Origin of the sequence: Cyclobacterium qasimii M12-11B (genome assembly GCF_000427295.1) — a bacterium.
Lineage (GTDB): Bacteria > Bacteroidota > Bacteroidia > Cytophagales > Cyclobacteriaceae > Cyclobacterium > Cyclobacterium qasimii.
Map to the genome: position 1 here is coordinate 1 of NZ_ATNM01000139.1, position 20,741 is coordinate 20,741.

Below are 20,741 nucleotides of genomic sequence, written 5' to 3' on the forward strand. Positions count from 1 at the left end.
TTTTTTTTATGCTTTTAAAAAAAAGGCCAACGCTTTCAACAATCTTGAATTCAGCGCTGGCCTTTTTTTATTTTAAAACTTTAGGCTTTTAGAAACTGCCTAAGCACATAATGAAGAATCCCTCCATTTTTGTAATATTCTATTTCAATTAAAGAATCAAGACGGGCGATTACTTCAAAATTTATTTCACTTCCATCTTCAGATTTAGCTTTCGCTTTTAAAACTTTCAATGGGGACAATCCCTCCTTAATTCCCTCAATAGAAATATGCTCTTTCCCTGTAAGCCCTAGTGAAGCGGCAGATTGCCCTTCTGAATACTGCATGGGTAAAACACCCATCCCTACAAGATTCGACCTGTGTATCCTTTCATAACTCTCGGCAATCACTCCTTTAATCCCCAATAGGGTGGTTCCTTTTGCGGCCCAATCCCTTGAAGACCCACTACCATACTCTTTCCCCGCCAGAACCAATAAGGGGACGCTATCGGCGATGTATTTACGTGAGGCATCAAATACTGTCATTTCCTCTCCGGAAGGCATATGAGTCGTATATCCCCCCTCTTGAGTGGCCAATTGATTCTTTATCCTCACATTGGCAAAAGTACCTCTTACCATAACTTCGTCATTACCCCTTCTGGAACCATAAGAGTTGAACATTACCTGTTCCACTCCTTTATCAAGTAAATATTTACCCGCAGGGGATTTGGCAGAAAAAGAACCCGCTGGCGAAATATGATCTGTAGTGATGGAGTCACCAAGTTTCAACAATACCCGGGCTTTAAGTATTTCGTCAGGATTATCTACTTGTTCGGAGATCCCATTAAAAAATGGTGCTTCTTTAATATAGCTAGATTCGTCTGACCATTGATATACTTTATCTTCAGGAGCCTTTAAAGCGCGCCACTGATCATTGCCTTCAAATATTTCCCCGTAACTTTTTTTGTAATCTCCGGGTGAAAGTACACGATTGGCCACTTCAAAAATCTCTTCATTGGTAGGCCATAAATCTTTTAAATAAACTGGCTCAAGGTTAGGGTCATATCCCAAAGGCTCATTATTTAAATCAACATCCACCCTACCAGCAAGTGCAAAAGCAACCACTAGCATAGGTGACATTAAGTAATTCATTTTCACCTGAGGATGTACTCTTGCTTCAAAATTCCTGTTACCAGACAATACTGATGCTACTATCAGGTCATTTTCTTCTACCGCTTTGGCTATATGAGAAGGCAAAGGCCCTGAATTACCGATACAGCTTGTACAACCATAACCAACCACATGAAAGCGCAAGGCTTCTAAATCCTCTAGTAGCCCAGCATGATGGAGATAGTCCGTTACAACCTTAGATCCAGGCGCCAGAGAGGTCTTTACCCACGGCTTGACATCAATCCCTCTTTCACGCGCTTTCCGAGCAATAAGTCCTGCCCCAATCATCACGCTTGGGTTTGAAGTATTCGTGCAAGAAGTAATGGCTGCGATGACGACTGAACCATCATAGAGAGCAAATTCCTCATTATTTAATTTGACAGCCACGGTTTTTAGACCGTTTTTTACTTTAGTTTCTATTTCAAGGTCTCGAGCAAGCTGTTGCTTCCCACTTTCCACTGGCTGATTCCCTCCACCTTCATCCAACCATCTACCCACTTCTCTTTTCTCAATGGGTATGTATTCTCTTCCGTGCACTTCCTTAAGTAGAGAGCCAAATTTCTCTTTAAATTCCCTTAAAAGGATTTTATCCTGTGGTCTTTTTGGTCCTGAAACAGTAGGCTCAACAGTGCCTAGATCTAATTCTACAACCGAGGAATAATTGATTTCGTCTTCATTTTCTCTCCAAAGCATGTTTGCTTTGGCATAGTTTTCCACAAGTTTGATTTGCTCTGGAGCCCTATTGGTCCTGCCCATATAATCCAGGGTTCGATCATCTATAGGGAAATAAGTAACCGTACAGCCAAACTCTGGTGACATATTAGAAATGGTAGCCCTGTCCGGTACGGATAAACCATCTAGACCGGGACCAAAAACTTCAACAAATTTACCTACTACACTTTGTCTCCTGAGAAGTTCCGTGATGGTCAAAACCATATCAGTAGCAGTGGTACCCATTGGTAAAGCCCCTGTAAGCCTCAGACCGACCACCTCAGGCATGATGAAATAGATAGGCTGTCCCAATATGGCAGCTTCTGCTTCTATACCTCCAACACCCCAACCAACAACTCCAATCCCATTGACCATGGGCGTATGAGAATCTGTTCCTACCAAAGTATCAGGGAAAACGTTTCCATCTCTGGCAATTACGCCTTGGGCCAGATATTCCAGGTTCACCTGGTGGCAAATACCCATCCCAGGAGGGACTACTGAAAAGTTATTAAAAGATTTTTTGAGCCCACTTTAAAAATTCGTACCGCTCTCCATTTCTTTGATACTCCACATCTACATTTTTTTTGTAGGAGTAATCCGTGCCAAAATAATCTACTTGAACGGAATGATCCACTACCAAATCAACAGGTATCAAAGGATTTATTTTTTCTGGATCTTTACCTTTCCTAACTGCTTCCGAACGGAGAGATGCTATATCTACCACCGCAGGCACCCCCGTAAAATCCTGCATCAAAACCCTTGCCGGCTTATAGGGGATATCTTTTTCTGAGGGCTCTGGTTTCCAATTTAGCAGTGTTTCAATGTTCTCCTTTGTAATCGCAAAATCATCAAAATTTCTCAGTGTATTCTCTAAAAGTACCCTGATTGAAAAAGGGAGTTTATTAATTTGATATCCTTGCTTCTGTAATTCCTCCAAACTCCAGTAATTAAGGTCACCTTGAGCTGATGGAAGTTTCTTTATGATTTTATATGGATCTTTTGTCATAAAATAAGTAGGTTTATTAATAAAAAGGATATTGAATACGAATTTTAAATATAATCTAATATAGTAATATAAGGTATTCCAATCAATTATGGGGCCATAAAAAAAGCGGAAACAAGTTCCGCTTTTTTAAATGCTATTATTACTCTGATTCAGCCTGCGCTTTATCTCTTTTCCTAAAGGACTTCCTAAAGAACCAATGATATCGCAGAGCCTCCAATGTTTCGTTCATTCGAACAGCACCTGTATCCAAACCACTCATCGTACTTTTCAAATTGGCAGCAAATGCCTCATCATTCAAAAGCATACCGATAGCATTGTCTGATTTATTTAAATTTTCACTGACTTTACTGAAGTTTTGAGCTGCATCATTCGCTTCTGCAGAGGTGTTTTCAAGACTTTCGGCAGTAGTTTTTAAACTCGCAAACAGTGTAGTATCATTCAACATATTGTCAATTAATCCTCCCTTTTGGTTAAGCTCGTTAGAGAATTTAGCCAACTCAGCAGTCATCCTATTGCTATTGGCAGCTGTTCTTTCAAGGTTTACCATGATGGCTTTAAAGTTTTTAACTAGCATACTGTCTGTCAACACAGCTCCAACTATGCCTTCTCCACTTGAAATTTTATGCGTAAGAATCTTCAAGTCCTCTGTAATGGATACAAGATTATTATTGTTTACTTGTAATGTCTCCATCATCTTATCCGTATCTAAAGGCATCTCAGCTGCAAGCTTGTCACCGTCTTCAATAGAAGGACCCTGACCTGTGCCACCGTATATCACAATGATTTTATTACCTATAAGTCCGTCAGAGCTAATGGTAGCTTTGGAGTTCTTTTTTATATAATCTTTAGATGAAGATTCAATATTCATTTCAATTTCCACCTGAGAATCACCATAGAAATTGATTTTCTTAACTGTTCCAATTTTAACCCCAGAGAACCAAACATTATTCCCAGTCTGCAAACCTCCTACATCATCAAAAACTGAAGTGACCCTAATGCTTTTAACGAAGGCTTTCTGTTGTGCTCCAAGCGTAAGGATGCCCACAATCAGTATTGCGATCCCAGCCAACACAAATATGCCAACTGTTACAGATCTTTTATTATCATTTCTCATTGTTCGATGAAATTATAGTCATAAAATGATTTTACTCTGCCATCTACGGCATGTTCAAATACCTCTTCAAATTTTCCTGTGTTCCCAAAATGACCATCCAAAAGAACAGCCATCCTGTCTCCTGTCACCTTAGCACAGGTCAAATCATGAGTGATAATGATTGAGGTAGTTTTATATTCTTCATTCACCTGATTGATCAGGTTGTTTATATCCATACAAGTAATCGGATCCAACCCAGCAGTCGGTTCGTCATAAAGCATAATGGCAGGTTTTAGAATAAGTGTCCTGGCTATCCCAATCCTTTTCCTTTGCCCTCCTGATAATTCCGACGGCATTTGATTTATAGCTTGAATAAGTCCAACCCCTTCTAATACTTCCTCCACTAACTTATCCTTATCCCCTTTGCTAAGGTTTTTTACATTCCTTACCAATGGAAACTCCAAATTCTCTCTTACAGTCATACTGTCATACAATGCACTTGCCTGAAAGGAAAACCCGATTTTAAGCCTCAATTCATTGAGACTTTTCGATTTTAATTGGCTCACCTCTTGCCCCAGGACAATAGCAGAGCCACTGTCTTGAGTGAGTAAACCAACCATTATCTTAATCAAAACTGATTTACCACTTCCTGACTTACCTAAAACCACAAGATTTTCTCCACGGTACAGGTCTAAATTTACATTCTTCAGAACGTGCATGTCCCCAAAAGACTTGGAGAGATTTTTTATTTCAATTACTGTATCTTTCATATTATAACTGCCTAAAGAAATTGGTGATCTGTAAGGACAACAATTCTTCAATAAATATTAAAAACATGGCCATAACAACAGCGGAATTCGCAGCTTTACCTACACCCTCTGTTCCTTTAGTTGAATTGTAACCTTTATAACAACCCACAATACCAATAGTAAATCCGAATACCAGAGATTTCACCATTGAGGAGGAGATGTCTAGAAATGAGATCGAGTCAAACACCTGTACAAAGAATGTGCTAATACTTACCTTCTCATTCACGTTTACATTTAAGAATGCCCCCATAAGGGCTAAAAAATCGGTATATAACACCAAAATCGGAATCATAAATGTACTCGCCAAAACCCTGGTTACAACAAGAAATTTAAAAGGGTTAGTGGCAGAAACTTCCATGGCATCAATCTGCTCTGTAACCTTCATCGACCCAATTTCTGCCCCGATACTTGATCCGACCTTTCCTGCAGCAATAAGTGCTGTAACCAAAGGCCCCATGGCTCTCACAACAGCAATTGAAATTAAGGCAGGTAACCAAGAGGTAGCACCAAACTCAGAAAGAGAAGGTCTGGACTGATTGGTGAAAACTATCCCTACTATAAACCCTGTCAAAGAAATTAAAGGCAAGGAATTATAACCAATACGGTAACATTGACGAATTACCTCCTTAAACTCGTAGGGAGGTACCCATACCTCAACAAAAAATTTCTTCAGAAAATTAAACGCTCTTTCTAGTCCAACGAAAAATTTATCTATTCTTGTACTAAACACTTTTTCATTTCCTTTGAGGTTTTCAGCCATATTGTTAATATATTTAATTCAAATGCTTAAAAGGACTTCAAAAATCAACCAATAATTTTAATCGGCCAAAAGTTCCATAAAATTTTGTTCTTGTATTGGTTTAATTAAGAACCCACTTATTTGCTTAAATTCTTTGCTTTTATTCAAATCATTTGGATCCATTGATGCGGTAAGCATTTTAACGTTTCCTTTAATACCTTTGGCTTCCATCCGCTTTAAAAAGTCCCATCCATCCATTTTGGGCATGTTTATATCCAAAAGGATTACATCTGTGTAATTATTACTTAACCATTCTAAAGCATCATAGGGATCTTCAAAAAAAACCATTTTCAAGCCCCTATTCATTTTTTCTAAAATTCGCCTGTTGATCATGTGTTGCACCTTGTCATCATCAACAAATACTATTGTCTTCCTATCCTGCTCCACCTATAACTATTTTTCTAACATTTGTGTTTTCTTTCTTTCGTTTCCCCTTCAAATTTCATTCGTTCTACTTCTCAAAAATGCCCCCTAAGAATAGTTTTTGCAATTGAAAACCCACTGATAATTTATAAAAATAACGGAAATTGAAACTCACCTGAGATTAATTTGAAATAGGCAATGGTCCTATTTTTTAAGTGATAGCATCATTTTCCAAATAAAATCGGAAAAGACTATTTCGTAAAATTTATTAAGTTCAGGTTTAAATTTTAATCCCTATTCTTACATACTAAAATATTTGATTTCCTAATTCATTTTAGATTATCCCTATCCTTAAACCGCTATTAAGGTTTGGATGTTCCCTAATTTTCAGAAAGATAACTCAAGCATATTTTTTATTAGGTAGTTTTTAATAAAAAAAACTAACAACTTGATTTAATACGTTATGACACAGAAAAAATCCTGCCAATCTTTGGTATAAATTCGAAAAATAAATTTTTTATCGCTTTTAAAGAATAAACGCCTCTTCTGGAATTAAACTTCTTCAAAATTCTTTTAAATGCAAAACACCCAATTTATTCAGTTACTATTCCCTATTAAAGCTTCGTTTTAACATTAGTCGATCCTAAACATTGTAAAACCAACGCAAGTTAACTGCACCTATTTTCTTGTAAAGACAACAATCCCGGAAAACAAGATGAACCCTATTTCACCGTCCGTTTTTAAACCTAAAAAGGAAAAACCCCTTAAATTCAAATAGTATCTTGCATCAGTAAACGCTTTCTTCCGCAAAAATAAGCAAAAAGACAGATTTCACCCCTTAACAAACAAAATTTTCTTTACGCTGAAAATAAACCAAATGGATACATTTTAATCAGACTCCGCGGATAAGCAATAAATTTGCAGCCTTTAACCTCAAATCATCGTGAACAAATATTCGCGTAGGGACAATACTGACATTTTTTAATGTCAGTAGTTTGATCAAAAGCTTGGTCTTTATCGAATATTTCTTCCAAGGTTTTTTTAAGCTGGCTAACATAATCATTTCTATAAACAGAGTAGTCCGTTACTTCCACCTTTTGCCTGTAACCTATAACTTCCTGGAGATAAGGATTGAAATCTTCTTTAAAGATCTCACGTAAATTAAACAAAGCTGGCTTAAGCAAGTGTGTATTATCAGGGAAGTTGGCTTCATACAATAAACCATAGAAGAAAGTTTGCATCGCAGCTTTGTTCCTATCGGAATCATCCCTGTCAAACAAACTCTCAATGCTTTTAAAATTTTTATTGTCCAGCCCAGATTTATAATCAATTAACCGGACTGTTTCACCTATACGATCCACCCTATCAATAATGCCCCCAAGAGCTACATCAACTATTCCCTCTTCGGTATTTATAGGCAAATAGGCTTTGTATTTTCTACCAGCTTCCAGCGAAATAATTTCAAAGGGGGCGGATTCTTTGTCCTTTATCAAAACTCCCTGTAAATATTTTTGCAATACATCTCTTGCGATCACCAATTGCCCTGTTAGTTTTTGGCTTCCTTTATCCTCCAAAAAATACTGTTGTTCAATCGCCTTCATCACCGCTGGATACACAAAATCCTTCAGCCCTTCAATATCCGATTCCTCTACAACTTTACGCTTTTTCCTTGCTATAAATCCCATGTAGAGGTTTTCCAAAGATCTGTGAACAAGATTACCAAAAATCGCCGGATCCACTTCTTCCTGAACCTCCTCCGGAACTTCTATCCCCGCTATATAATTAAGGTAAAACTTAAGCCTGCAATCCAACCAAACATTTAATGCCGACGGTGAAAAGGATACTGGCTTTCGGTCACCACTTGTAGGCTTGGTATACCTCATTAAATGGGACAATATAGTACTGTCCTTTTCTATGGAGATTGCCCTTGTTGCAGTCAGACTTACTGGGATATGGGTAATACTGTCCTCCTTTTGAATACCTTCACGATTCATTTCTATTTGAAGCTGATGAATATAGCGACTTTTTTCACTTACCTGACCTTGGGTACCAGCTGTAGTATACAGCAAATGAACATCCTCTGCTTCATGTAAAAGTCGATAAAAAGTATAGGCATAAATAGCGTCATTTTGCTCCTGCATAGGCATGCCAAAAGCCTTTCGAAGATTAAAAGGAATCATTGAATTCATAGAACTGGAAGGAGGGAAACTTCCTTCATTCATATTGCATATGATGACCCTTTTAAAATCAAGGTTCCTTGACTCTAGGACTCCCATCAATTGTAGCCCCTCAAGTGGCTCTCCTTTAAAGGGAAGTTTTATCTCCCCAAAGACCTGCCGAAAGATTCTAAGGAGGAAAGCAATATTCACTTCTTCTTTGATCTCTTTTTCAACAATTCCTTTAAGCCTGTTCATTTGCTTGAAGCACTGATAAAGATAGGTCCGCTCCATGCTATTCTCCTCTAGTGGCGCTGCCAGCATTTGGATTAGCCCTAACATGTTATCCATTAAGTTATCAGTAGTCATTTGCTGAAAAACTTTTGCAAATAAGGGGCCTCCGGCTTCTAAAGTTGAGGTGGAAATGTACAAAGTATTGGTCCGTGCAAAATCCTCTATTAGATTTTTTGAAAACTCAGGGGCAGCATCATATAAATAGACCGTGGACAAAAGTTCTTTGACGGGTTTATGGTAGAACATTACCTCTTCATTCACAACCCTTATGTATCGCTGCAAGTCCACAACAGCTTCCAGAAAGGTGAAAACAGGGGTATGCTTCACTGGATAACCCATGGTAACATTCACTTTACTGACCTTGTCAGGCAAAAGATTTAAAACAGGAAAAAGAAGCTGTTCATCGGGTAAAATAACTACTGTCTCCTCCCAATTCTGTTCTATATCAGGAATTGCCTCTAAAATTGCACCTACCATATTGGCCTGGTTAATTTTTAATGGTACAGCATAGGTTTGAACCTTCCTTTTATTGTCTTCAATGCGACTAGGTGTCGTTTCAGGGAATGTCGGCCCTAGTATCTTGTCTTTTCTGTAATCTCTGAAAAACATACCCGCCTCTTGATTAAGTGCATCCAGGTAATATCGATCAATGTCCCAAAAAACTTCTGCACCATGATTTTCGACATAATGCTTTATAAGCTTTTCTTCAGCCCCAGTAAATGCATTAAAGCCTACAAAAATATTCCCCATTTCTGAGGACTCCGCTTTTTCCAAACCTTCTGCCACTTCGCGGTAAATACTTCCACCGTAAGCCAATCCTAAGGTTTTGAGGGAGCTGTTAAACTGATTGTACAATGGAAATAAAACATCCCAGAACTTTAAAAACTTCTCTTGATGAAACCTGTCCCTGCTTTCGAAAGAAGCCCAAAATGCCTGGATCAATTCGATCTGTGTAGTCGAAAGAAAACTCCAATCGCTTTCAAGGATTTTTTGTTCTTTGAGGTTAATGAACAATTTCTCAGGGTTAACCATAAATTGATCAAGGTCATTAAAGTCCCTAAGGATCATTTCTCCCCAAAAATAAAACCTATCAAAAGTTTCTTCACTACCGGAAAGTGATTTGAAGACTTTGTATAACTCATAAATTAACGTCAGCTTATCAGCAGGTCGCTTACCGGCTATATCATAGAAAAAATCCTCAATGGTGATTACCTTGGGCATATAAGTCGGGTGGGTAATCAACTGCCCCAAGTACTTTGTAAAGAATAAACCAGCCCTTCTATTGGGCAGTATTACCTGAATATTTTTTAGGTCAATCCCCCTCTGCAATAAATCTGCGGCAGTGCGCTTTAAGAATCCATCCATTTAAACAACTTTTACTATTGAACCACTTTCGATATAACAGATAAACCCTCTAACGACCTTCTCTTTTTCAATACTTTTCACCAGCTCCACATAATCCAATACCTGTGTCTTATGAGTTGTTCTTTCTTCACCTGTTTTAAAATCGACCACTTCTATACCATACGGGTAGTAAATTATCCTATCTGGCCGCTTGAATTCTCCTCCTGGTAGAAATATTCCCTGTTCAGTAAGGACTTTTCCTGAGCCATCAAACCAAGAATTAAATGTGGTGTTTTGGCAGAGTTTATCAAACTGAACTTCCAAGGATTTCTTTTCCTCATCGGTAACAGCCCCATCAAAATACATGGCTTGAAGCTCCAGCAAGAAATCTGTTTTGGTTTGGGATTTTTCAATTATCCGGTGTACCAATACCCCAAACGCTCTCTTAGAAACGATTTCAGAGGCTTCAAATTCACCAAATACCTGCTTCACCTTCAGTGATTTTTCCCATGGTCTATATTTCCACACCATGGCCTGGGCAGGAGTATCGGCAGCTTGTTTTGCTTTATTTTGGTGCCAGTCTCCTAGTTCAAACTCCAATTTTTCGCTATTGTAATAACTACCAAAGTCTAATAGTTCATCATTCTGCACATTAAAACTCATGATCTCTCGCAATAAATCTGCAACCGTGGTCAATTTCTTGGGCTTTCCAGGTTTAGTGTAAGGCGTCATTCCCAACAGAACCTCCTCCGCCCTAGTGAATGCCACATATAGCATGTTAAGAGAATCAAGATGATGCAGGAGATTTTCCTCCAAATAGGCTGCTGAGAAAGCCGAATCAAGTAGTTGCGACCTCAAAGTGAGGGGGATAATAGCAGGGGGTAAAGTTTCATCCCAATCGTATTTTGTCCAAATGATATTTTCTTTTCCTGTATCAAACAACTTCCAATCCAGGTAAGGCAAAAGAACAACCTTGTACTGGAGACCTTTGGATTTGTGGATAGTTTGGATGCGAATAGCATTAAATTCTTCAGGAATTTTCACGGTTCTTTTGTAGCCCTGCTGCTCCCACCAGTTGAGAAACCCACCGAGATCCGCTCTATTTTTGGCGATAAAATCAAATACAGCTTCCTTAAATCCCGACAAATAGGCAAGTTCACCTGTACCCTCATTCAAGCCTATGAGATCGATCAATGCTTCCAGTAAATCCATTAAAGGTAATTTTCGGAGGTCTGGAAGTTGGCTGAAAAACTTTTCTTTCAATCCTTGAAAGGCTTCCGGAAGGCTATCTTGCTTGAATAAAACATGGTTAAAAGCTATATTTCTAATCCTTGCCAATTGGATCCAAAAGGTTTTTTCAGCAAGCGAATCTTCCGCATCATTTACTATTTGCAATGCGGCCAAAAGGCATTTCACTACGGTCGCCCGGGTAAGGAATAATGCCTCGTCTGACAGTACATCATACCTGTAATTATTGCCTTTATTATCCTCAGCATAGGCCATAAAGGCATCTGCAATCTGAGCGGCCTGTCCATTCTTTCTAACAAGAATAGCAATGTCCTTCAGTTGATAACCCTGATCCAGTAAACCTTCCACCTGACCAGGCAGCAGCCTAAGGATTTCATCCTCATATTTGGTTTCTTTATCTGTCTCAATAAACTTCAACTTCACTTTTCCATTTACCCCTTTCGCTTTTTGTTTGGGAGCTACGTTTTGTAGGATATCAGCATAGGCCTGCTCTATCATTTCCATTGTTGGATCTCCAAGTGTTGCCTTTAGGTGCTCACTTAAAAATTTGGACAGTTTTGAAAACAGGGTATTGTTAAAAGCAACAATATTGGGCAAACTCCGGAAATTGGTATCCAATTTTTTCACGTTGAGACCAAAATGCCCAAGATCAATTTCTACCTGTTCCATAAGCAGGCGCATTTCTCCTCCCCTCCAGCGATATATAGATTGTTTCACATCACCTACTACCAGGTTTGTTTTACCCATGGAAAGGGTATTGAGCAAAAGAGGGCGGAAACTGGCCCACTGAAAACCAGAGGTATCCTGAAATTCATCCAGCAGAAAATGTTGATAGCGATTACCTACTTTTTCATATATAAAAGGAGCATCATTGTCACTGGTGATGGATTTAAGAAAGTCATTGGTTTCTGAAATCAACAGCATGTTTTCCTCCTCCTTCAGTTCCTTCAATTCCCGAAGAAGATAGCCAAATAGGCCAAAAGTATACAGATTCTTAGAGATCGCATCCAAGGTGTTCCAATGCTTTTTCATCGGTTCAAATTGATGCATTATCTCTCCTAGACCTTCATAATAAGCAGACTCAATTGCAGCTTTCGACTTGCTGGTTTTGGTATACCATCCCTCTGGCCCAAGCAGCAGTTTTTCCTGAGGACCGGTAAGTATTGGTACAGGCTCGTTTTTGTCACCTAATTGATCAAATTTTCTACTAAATGACCTGGTTCCTCCAGAAAAATCCTCCCAAACCAGTCCATTTTTATCCCTGATAGTTTGAGCCGATGACTTTAGCTCCAAGGTTTTGTCAATGATCACTTGTTTTGTTCAAGGATAAAGTTCTTGAAAGTTTGAAATGTTTCAGGATTCTCCAAAAAGACATTGACATCTTTTTGAACCATTTTAAAATCCTCCAGAAAGATTTTCTTCCCAAGATCTTCTACAGATTTCCTTACATCCCATGACTTGCCTTCTGTAATCTTACTTATAGAAAATTCCACCATCCACTTGTGTAGTTCAGGGTCATCTGCTACACGAAGCATTAGCCTATCCACCATCCGGCCCATGACACCATCAAGATCCATTTCTACGTCAAATTTGGCTTGAAGGTCAATTTCTCTTGCAAAAGCCCTGATTACTTTCTGAAAAAAACTATCAATGGTACTCACAGAAAAAGATCCAAAATCGTGAAGGATTGCCGAAAGAACTTCTCCAGCCCTCTTAGACAACTCATCAGGTTTTAGCTGCCACTTGTCTAAAAGCTCTTTGTCCATTGTCTCAGACTCATCCACACCATTTTTAAGCCTTTTCAGCTCATTGATGATTCGATCTTTCATCTCCTGCGTCGCCTTATTGGTGAAAGTAACTGCCAGAATTCGCTTAAATGCCATTGGAGATTCAAGGGCTAATTTAAGGTAGGATGTAGTAAGGGTATAGGTTTTACCCGACCCAGCGGATGATTTATAGATTTGTAAGGGCGTTTCTGTGATCATTTAAATCAATCGTTTAAGGAATCTATGGCACAAAATTGACACTTTACCATTTCATGCTAAGTGAAGTTATGAAGAAAAGTTTCAGACTATAGCTAAATAATGAATATTTTTGAATTTGAAATCAAGGTGAAGTTTCCTTTATCATTCCCAAATCGAAAATAAAATGTTTTTTTATATTTCTCAGTTATTCAGTTTTTTGATAATGCCTTTTAACATCTGCCTGATTCTTATCATTTTGGGCTATGTTTTTGTGAAAAAATCTTGGGGAAGAAACACATTGCTAGCTGGTATAGTATTGCTTCTTTTTTTTCAAATTCCTACCTATCCAATCTGATTATTTATAATTGGGAACCAGCGCCGAAGGATTTTTCATCGTTGCCTACCTACGAATTAGGCGTAGTCCTTACAGGGGTAACGCATATTGACAAGCTACCTAAGGACCGGACTTATTTTTCGCGAGGAGCAGATAGGGCAACACATACTGTACAGTTGTACAAAATGGGTAAAATAAAGAAAATTTTAATTTCTGGAGGGCTTGGTTTCAATCCTGTTCATCCACTTTCAGAAGCGGAATCTTTAAGGGATTTCATGATTTGGGCAGGTGTAAACGAAAAGGATATAATCGTAGAAACCAAGGCGGTCAACACACATGAAAATGCATTGTTTAGCGAAAAAATAATTACATCAGGTGAAATTGAATTGGACAATCCAAACCAATTCTTATTGATAACTTCAGCCTTTCACATGAAAAGAGCTGAGGCATGCTTTAATAAGGTTGGCCTTCACCCCGATACTTTTCCTGTAGATTTTTATGGAAAAAAACCAAATGCCAATTTCAAATCAATAGTTCAGCCTGGTCTTCAAGGTATTATGGTATGGCACAAATTGACAAAGGAATGGGTAGGAATAATGGTTTATTCCCTGGTTGGATATATTTAGCTCTAAAATAGGCAATAACCCTTCCGTTACTTGAAATCATCAGTACCTGAGGAAGGGTTAGTTAATGTTAATTTATACTAAGTTAAATTTTTAGTTCGATAACAGCCGCTTTTCCTACCAGGTAGAAGCCTTTAACTTGGGCATTGCCCTTACAATATCACTAACACTTATTTGACCTATTATTTTATCATCTTTGACTACCGGAAATCTTCTTATTTTCATCGTCAAAAACCTATCCGCAGCATCAAATATTGATATGTCAGGTGGTAAGGTAAATACCTGCGTTGTCATGTGCTCGGATACAGCAGCTGGAAATTTTGGGGTGTTGGTATACTGACCTTTAATTATTTCTTTAAGGCAGTCTCCCTCTGAAATCATCCCCACTAGCCTCCCATTGTCATCTACTACAGGGGCACCTGAAATTCTCTTTCTGGTAAGAACAGTGATCACATGATCAATTGTATCCTCCGGCCTGAAAGTAATTAAATTCGCTGTCATGAAATCCTGGACCAGAAATGGTTGGTCGCTTTTTTTTGTCGGGGCCATTCTTACCCCCTGGAAACTTTTTTACCATGTTTTTATAGGGTTTATTGAAGGTTTAATATATCATTTAAATCCCATAAAAACAAATAATTACACTACAAAACAGCTTGTTACTAAAATAAAATTAAACTTAAACGAAAATTTCAACACAGGAAAATTGGAAAGCCACGAGCATTATCTCGTGCTTTATCTAAAGTAGGAAGTCCCCATTCTATTTTTCACAAATGCAATTTAAAATGGGGAAATACTCCCTATTTCAAACCCTCAATCTCAATAGGTCTAATACTCTTCCTAGCTAGAGATTGTGTTTTTAAATCACCATTCTCACGGCAAAATCAATTGTACAAGCCCTGATCAAAGAAGTGAAAAAAATTGGGAATTAAGGCCATGGCTACTCCCTCCAAAGTAAGTATTCTATTGAAAAAGTCTACAATAGTAAAATGTTAATGTTTTCTATTCATTTCGGTTTTTGATTAAAGCGCTCTAAGGAAGCCAACAACCTCTTTCATTAACTCAGGATCCATCGTCAGTACCATTCCTTCGGTTTCTTCCACTTGAGAAAGCTTTAAATGTTCAATTGAACCCTGCATGGAAGAAGGGCGAAACTTTTTACAGGAGACATGAATTTCTTTCAATTTTCCATCCTTGCTCAATTGTGTAATGTCTTGCAATTTTAACCCTCCTCCTGGTAGGATAATTATTCTTTCTTTTGCCTTATCGAGTAATTCAAGCAAAACAGACAATCCCTCCTCAACACTATTTTCACCACCAGAGGTTAGTATTCTTTTGAAACCTAATGCTATAATCTCCTCTAAGGCAGTAGTTTTATCTAGAACAAGATCAAAAGCCCTGTGAAAAGTACAGGGTTTACCTCCTGCAACTTGAATTAAATGCTCACAATCAGAGGTATTTACTTTTCCTTCCTTATTCAAAACCCCAAAAACAAATCCATCAGCACCATGCTCTAAAAAAAGCTTTGATGTCTTCTTTCATGATCTCAAGTTCAGATTTACTATAGACGAAATCTCCACCCCTAGGCCTAATCATCACAAACATAGGTACTGTGGCTTTGCTTTTTAGCACTTTTAATAAACCTAAACTTGGCGTGGTACCACCTTCCCCAAAATCAGCACAGAGCTCCAGGCGGTCAGCACCATTTTCAACAGCAAGCATAGCCGCCTCTAAAGTGTAAACTGGAGATTCTAATAATATATCTTTCTTCTTCATTGCAATAATTATTTAAACCAGCTATTTGAATCAACAAGCGACTGCTTAGCCTTATGGTGATGCGCGTAGTTAAATCCAGGTTGGATGGAAAATGCACCAAAATCTCCCTCCTTATTTATTGCTAAAAATCCTATTTGTGTATTTTTCAAATCCTTACTTTTAGCTATTGCACGTTTCACCGCTTCCTCACATGCCTCTTGGGGAGTCCTGCCTTGCCGCATCAATTCCACAATAAGAAATGCGCCACATATGCGAATCACCTCTTCTCCCAAACCCGTAGCAGTAGCAGCACCAACTTCTCCATCCACGAAAAGCCCCGCACCAATAATTGGACTATCACCTACCCTGCCATGCATTTTGTAGCCTAGCCCACTTGTGGTGCAAGACCCTGCCATTTCCCCTGTAGCATCAATTCCAATCATACCGATTGTATCATGATTTTCTACATTTATAATCGGTTTATATTTAGCGTTTATTTTCCAATTCTCATAAGCTTTGCTCGCATTTGGACTTAGCACCTCTTCTTCAAGTTGCATTCCTTCCTGAATTGCAAACTGTCTGGCACCTTCTCCCACCAACAATACGTGTGGGGTTTTCTCCATCACCATCCTAGCAAGGGTTATAGGATGTTTTATTTGCCTTAAAAAAGCCACAGCACCACAGGAACCATCTCCTTTCATTATTGAGGCATCCAAGGTCACGATACCCTCTCTATCTGGAATACCATTGAGTCCTACAGAAAATACGTTTTTGTCAACCTCTGTCACTTTCACTCCTTCCTCAACCGCATCCAGGATGTTCCCATCAGCTGATAAAATTTCCCAGGCCTTGTCATTAGCTGCCATACCATGGTTCCAAGTTGAAATTACCTGTGGTTGAGAAACCCGCTGCCCATTAAAGGTATTCTTACTAATGCCTATCCCTGACACCTTGCTTGAAAATGGTGCAAGCATCAGGGAGGAGAGCAATGATTTTTGAATAAAACTCCTTCTACTTTTCATACAATAATTTTCAATTCTTATGTTAACTCGAAATTAAAGAGGCTACAGCAATGCCAGTGGTAAGGTATGGAACTCCTGAAAAAGATCCGCTCAGACAAACAAAAACCTTAGTGCATAATCAGGATTAAAAAGCGAGGAAACAAACATGATTATTTTTTTTTCAAAAAATAGCTTGGCTTTAGTTAATTTATAAATAATTTGAAATTCAATAAACCCCAAATACAAAGTTAAAGGTCTATTCCTCACATTATCTTGAGAAATAAAGAAAAAAGGTCACCACCAACTTTAACACGATCTTATTTGAAAATGTAGATTTTTTTAAATAAGTTGCCTTAATTAATTAAAATTTTATTATTTTGCATCAAAGTTTATCCCATGAATTTAATAGACCCGAAGATAGTACTGGATAAGAAGGAAGGTGTAGTTGAAATTAAGAACTATATCAATAAACTTAAAATCGTTAAGGAGTTATACACTCTTGGTAACAATACTGCTAGCAATATATGTCAATTGGTGGGTATTAGTTTACCAACAGTCAATCTTTTATTATCAGATTTATTAGACGAGCAGATAATAATTAAAGAAGGGAGGGGTCAATCCCAGGGAGGAAGAAAACCTGACCTGTACGGACTTGCACCAGATTCCTTCTATATTTTGGGCATTGATTTGAATAAGTTTGGCGCAAAGGCTGCCATTTATAACACTAAGAATGAAAAAGTTAGCAAAATAAGTTCTATCAAATTATCCCTGAACAATGAATTGGAAACTTTGGATGCCATTTATGATTTTTCAATGAAAATCATAAATTCATCTGGAATTCCTGAAGAAAAAGTAATAGCCGTCGGCATTAGCATGCCAGGATTGGTAGACAGTGTTTCAGGCGTAAACCATACTTACTTGAAGTCTGGCAAAAAGACTTTAAGAGAGCAATTGGAGGATAAGTTTGGTAGAAAAGTTTTTATTGAGAACGATGCAAGGGCAAAAACGCTTGCTGAGTTTAAGTTTGCAAATAAAGGAACAAACAAAAATGTAATGGGCATTTTTGTTGATTGGGGCATAGGTCTTGGAATCATTATAGATGAAAAGCTGTATAGAGGTTATTCAGGCTTTGCTGGTGAGTTTAGCCATTCCCCATTATTTGACGCAAAGGAAATAAGTTGCACTTGTGGCAAAAGAGGGTGCTTGGAGGCAGTAGCTTCAGGTGGAGCAGTAGTGAGACTGGCCAAGGAAGCGATATTACTGGATAAGGACTCTATTCTGGCCAAACTGGCTGATGGCAAGGAAGAGAACCTTGAACCTTCTACCGTGGTGGAAGCCGCAATAGCAGGAGATCAACGTGCCATTAGTATTTTGTCAGATGTAGGTTTAGATTTAGGTAGGGGTATTGCCATTTTAATTCAGCTGTTAAATCCCGAATTGATTATTTTAGGTGGAGCCATTGCAGAAGCCAAGCAATACATTACCACACCTATTCAGCAGGCATTGAATATTTATAGCATGGCCAAATTAAGAGAAAAAACTTCAATAGAACTTTCTCAATTAGGTATGGAAGTAGGGCTTAAAGGCGCCATCGCCATAGTTAATGAGCATATATTTGAGGACACCATAAATTCACAATAGATTAAACAAATTAGATACAAGCATATGTTAGCGAATTATCCACTTTCGAAGACTGAAGAGGCTTTCTTTAGAGATTCTGATATTGAAAAAATCACCACCAAAATCCCTTATTTGGCGGTTGACAATTTCCCTAAGCTAGGTTTACTTACGGCCTGCCGCTTCTTGGAATGGGTTTCCACAAACCCTGAAGGAGTAATCAGTTTACCTACTGGAAAAACACCTGAGTATTTTATCAAATGGACAAAATTCCTTCTTGAGAATTGGGAAGAAAAGAAAGGTCTTGATATTAGAAAAAATATGGGTTAATTGACTGCAGTAAGCCTGTATTAAAAGATCTTCATTTTGTTCAAATTGATGAATTCTATCCGATTTCATCTGCGCAAAACAACAGTTTCCATCATTATGTTAACAAATTTTATATTGAAGGTTTTGGCCTGGATCCACAAAAAGCCCTTCTTATAAATTGTGATGAAATAACACTGTCTGAGGGAAAAAGCTATAAAGAAGTTTTCCCAGATTCTAAAGTGGATTTGACTTTGAGGTTTAGAGAGTATAAAACTCCTCAAGAAAAATTACAACAAGATTCCATCTATCTGATCGACCAATGGTGTGGACAGTACGAAGCAAAAATTCGTGAAAAAGGTGGCATAGGTTTCTTCGTAGGTGGAATAGGTCCAGATGGTCATATTGCATTCAACACACGTGGCTCGGACATTTTTTCGACAACCAGGCTTACAGAAACAAACTTTGAAACGCAAGCCGTTGCGGCAGGTGATTTAGGGGGTATAGAAATATCTGCCAATCGTCTTGTCATTACAATAGGTTTGGATACAATTGTTCATAACCCGGATGCTGTTGCTATTATCATCGCTGCAGGAGAAGCCAAGGCTGGAATAGTGAAGCAATCATTGGAATTATCTATGACCAATGTGTACCCTGCCACTGTATTGCAGAAATTAAAGAACGGAAGGTTCTTTATCACCAAAGGGGCTGCGTCAAAATTAACAGACAGTACTGACCAATACTACTTCACAGGAGAATGGAACGACACTAAAACAGAGCGTGCCGTTTTAGACCTATGTAAGAAACTACAAAGATATGGTCATAGAATCACCCTTGAAGATCTCAAAGAGGACAAATACACCAGTCAGATCCCTGGACTGAACGAGAATACTGTAAAAAATGTAATCAAAAGTATCAGTGACAAGATAGACAGAGGAATGAGTGAGGAGAAAAATGAAGTATTCCTTCATACAGGACCTCACCATGATGATATTTCGTTGGGAATATTGCCTCAAATCACCAAACAGCTACACGAAAACAGCAATGAAGCTCACTTTGCTGTACTTACATCTGGATTTACAGCTGTAACAAACACTTTTGTTATAGAGACGCTTAGGAGTGCCAAAAAGTTTCTGGACAATGGAAGAATTCAAATGGTTAAATTTGAAGATTTCTATTCCTCTGGCTACAAGTTAAAGATGGACAAGGATGTGTATCATTACTTGACAAATGTTGCCTCTGACAACGCTGAAGAAAGGCTTAGAGGACTTTGCCATAGATTGGTAAGGGCTATCGTCTTTACCTTCGGTATCAAGTCTACTTTACAGCTTAGAGAGCAAATAAATGAAATCATCACCGTTCTTAAGAATTCTTATGATGGTGAAAAGAACCCTAAGAACATTCAAACCTTGAAAGGAATGATCAGGGAGTTTGAAGAAGAACTTGTATGGGCTCATTTCGGAGTTCAGGTAAAAAATGTACACCACCTTAGACTAGGATTCTACACAGGTGATATTTTCACCGAGCAACCGGATAAGAAAAGGGATGTAGAACCTATCCTAAATATGCTAAGAGAAATTAAGCCTACAAAACTTAGTTTGACATTAGATCCCGAAGGCAGTGGCCCTGATACGCATTATAAAGTATTACAAGCAACGGCAGAAGCTATAAGGCAGTGGAGCTTGGAAGAAGACCTGAGTAATTTCAAAGTAATAGGCTACAGAAATGTATGGTTTAAATTTGATGCAGCTGAATCAAATGTAATTGTACCTGTTTCTTTAGGAGACATGTCCGTAATGGAAGATTCGTTCTCAAACTGTTATATGAGTCAGGTAAATGCTTCATTCCCAAGCTACGCCCATAATGGGAAATTTAGTACTCTAGCCAAGAATACTTGGGTAGATCAGCTTAGTGATGTTCAACTTCTACTTGGTAAAAACTATTTCTACCAGCATCAATCTGCTAAGGTAAGATCAAGCCACGGCCTAATCTTTTTCAGAGAAATGGAAGTTGAGGATTTCTTGATTGAGGCAAGAGAGTTAGAGAAGTCTACAGAAGGCATGCTGTAATTAAATAAATTATTTATCAAGTTCCCCTGTGGTAAAATCATCATAGGGGAACTTGATATTTCACCATGCCTCAGGCAGGCAGATCGCCAGAAAAGTAATATCCAGGC

The 20,741-nt window shown here is 38.3% G+C and carries 13 protein-coding genes and 2 pseudogenes; 3 read left to right on the forward strand and 12 right to left on the reverse strand.

The genetic code is table 11. The features are described from left to right. Nucleotides 1-80: 80 nt before the first annotated feature. The 8 genes and pseudogenes from acnA to ADICYQ_RS26220 form a co-directional block, all read right to left on the reverse strand. A pseudogene (gene acnA / locus ADICYQ_RS17270) lies at nt 81-2,862 on the reverse strand (aconitate hydratase AcnA). A 139-nt stretch (nt 2,863-3,001) separates the two neighbouring features. Next, nucleotides 3,002-3,976, reverse strand: coding sequence for an MlaD family protein (locus ADICYQ_RS17275; protein ID WP_020891076.1), 975 nt, complete (start codon nt 3,974-3,976; stop codon nt 3,002-3,004). Next, entirely contained in the window at nt 3,973-4,725 is a 753-nt protein-coding gene (locus ADICYQ_RS17280) for an ABC transporter ATP-binding protein (protein ID WP_020891077.1), read from the reverse strand. Before ADICYQ_RS17280 ends, ADICYQ_RS17275 begins: the two co-directional genes overlap by 4 nt. Before the next feature lies 1 nt (nt 4,726). After that, complete coding sequence (locus ADICYQ_RS17285; RefSeq protein WP_020891078.1) at nt 4,727-5,524, reverse strand: MlaE family ABC transporter permease; 798 nt, start codon at nt 5,522-5,524, stop codon at nt 4,727-4,729. A gap of 57 nt (nt 5,525-5,581) precedes the next feature. Next, entirely contained in the window at nt 5,582-5,950 is a 369-nt protein-coding gene (locus ADICYQ_RS17290; protein WP_020891079.1) for a response regulator, read from the reverse strand. Nucleotides 5,951-6,864: 914 nt separating this feature from the next. Then, nucleotides 6,865-9,741, reverse strand: coding sequence for a PD-(D/E)XK nuclease family protein (locus tag ADICYQ_RS17295; RefSeq protein ID WP_020891081.1), 2,877 nt, complete (start codon nt 9,739-9,741; stop codon nt 6,865-6,867). Further along, nucleotides 9,742-12,279: a UvrD-helicase domain-containing protein gene (locus tag ADICYQ_RS17300; protein WP_051160266.1), complete on the reverse strand. Its 2,538-nt coding sequence runs from the start codon at nt 12,277-12,279 to the stop codon at nt 9,742-9,744. Further along, a complete protein-coding gene (locus ADICYQ_RS26220) occupies nt 12,276-12,953 on the reverse strand; it encodes a UvrD-helicase domain-containing protein (RefSeq protein WP_020891083.1) in 678 nt (225 codons plus the stop codon). Before ADICYQ_RS26220 ends, ADICYQ_RS17300 begins: the two co-directional genes overlap by 4 nt. A gap of 261 nt (nt 12,954-13,214) precedes the next feature. Between ADICYQ_RS26220 and ADICYQ_RS17305 the strand changes: the two genes are divergently transcribed. Continuing rightward, nucleotides 13,215-13,892: a YdcF family protein gene (locus ADICYQ_RS17305; protein ID WP_316929323.1), complete on the forward strand. Its 678-nt coding sequence runs from the start codon at nt 13,215-13,217 to the stop codon at nt 13,890-13,892. Nucleotides 13,893-14,006: 114 nt separating this feature from the next. Here the strand turns inward: ADICYQ_RS17305 and ADICYQ_RS17310 are convergent, their stop codons facing one another. The 4 genes from ADICYQ_RS17310 to ADICYQ_RS17320 all read right to left on the reverse strand — a co-directional run bounded on the left by ADICYQ_RS17310 (nt 14,007) and on the right by ADICYQ_RS17320 (nt 16,663). After that, nucleotides 14,007-14,438: a CBS domain-containing protein gene (locus ADICYQ_RS17310; RefSeq protein ID WP_040416903.1), complete on the reverse strand. Its 432-nt coding sequence runs from the start codon at nt 14,436-14,438 to the stop codon at nt 14,007-14,009. Between the two features lie 470 nt (nt 14,439-14,908). Beyond that, nucleotides 14,909-15,367, reverse strand: coding sequence for a copper homeostasis protein CutC (locus tag ADICYQ_RS29835; protein ID WP_020891088.1), 459 nt, complete (start codon nt 15,365-15,367; stop codon nt 14,909-14,911). Between the two features lie 19 nt (nt 15,368-15,386). Beyond that, nucleotides 15,387-15,662: a copper homeostasis protein CutC gene (locus ADICYQ_RS29840; protein WP_020891089.1), complete on the reverse strand. Its 276-nt coding sequence runs from the start codon at nt 15,660-15,662 to the stop codon at nt 15,387-15,389. 8 nt (nt 15,663-15,670) lie between these two features. Continuing rightward, nucleotides 15,671-16,663, reverse strand: coding sequence for a glycosylasparaginase (locus ADICYQ_RS17320; protein ID WP_020891090.1), 993 nt, complete (start codon nt 16,661-16,663; stop codon nt 15,671-15,673). A gap of 375 nt (nt 16,664-17,038) precedes the next feature. Between ADICYQ_RS17320 and ADICYQ_RS17325 the strand changes: the two genes are divergently transcribed. Continuing rightward, nucleotides 17,039-18,283: an ROK family protein gene (locus ADICYQ_RS17325; protein ID WP_020891092.1), complete on the forward strand. Its 1,245-nt coding sequence runs from the start codon at nt 17,039-17,041 to the stop codon at nt 18,281-18,283. 24 nt (nt 18,284-18,307) lie between these two features. After that, nucleotides 18,308-20,634: pseudogene (locus ADICYQ_RS17330) on the forward strand (glucosamine-6-phosphate isomerase). The last annotated feature ends 107 nt before the right edge of the window (nt 20,635-20,741 follow it).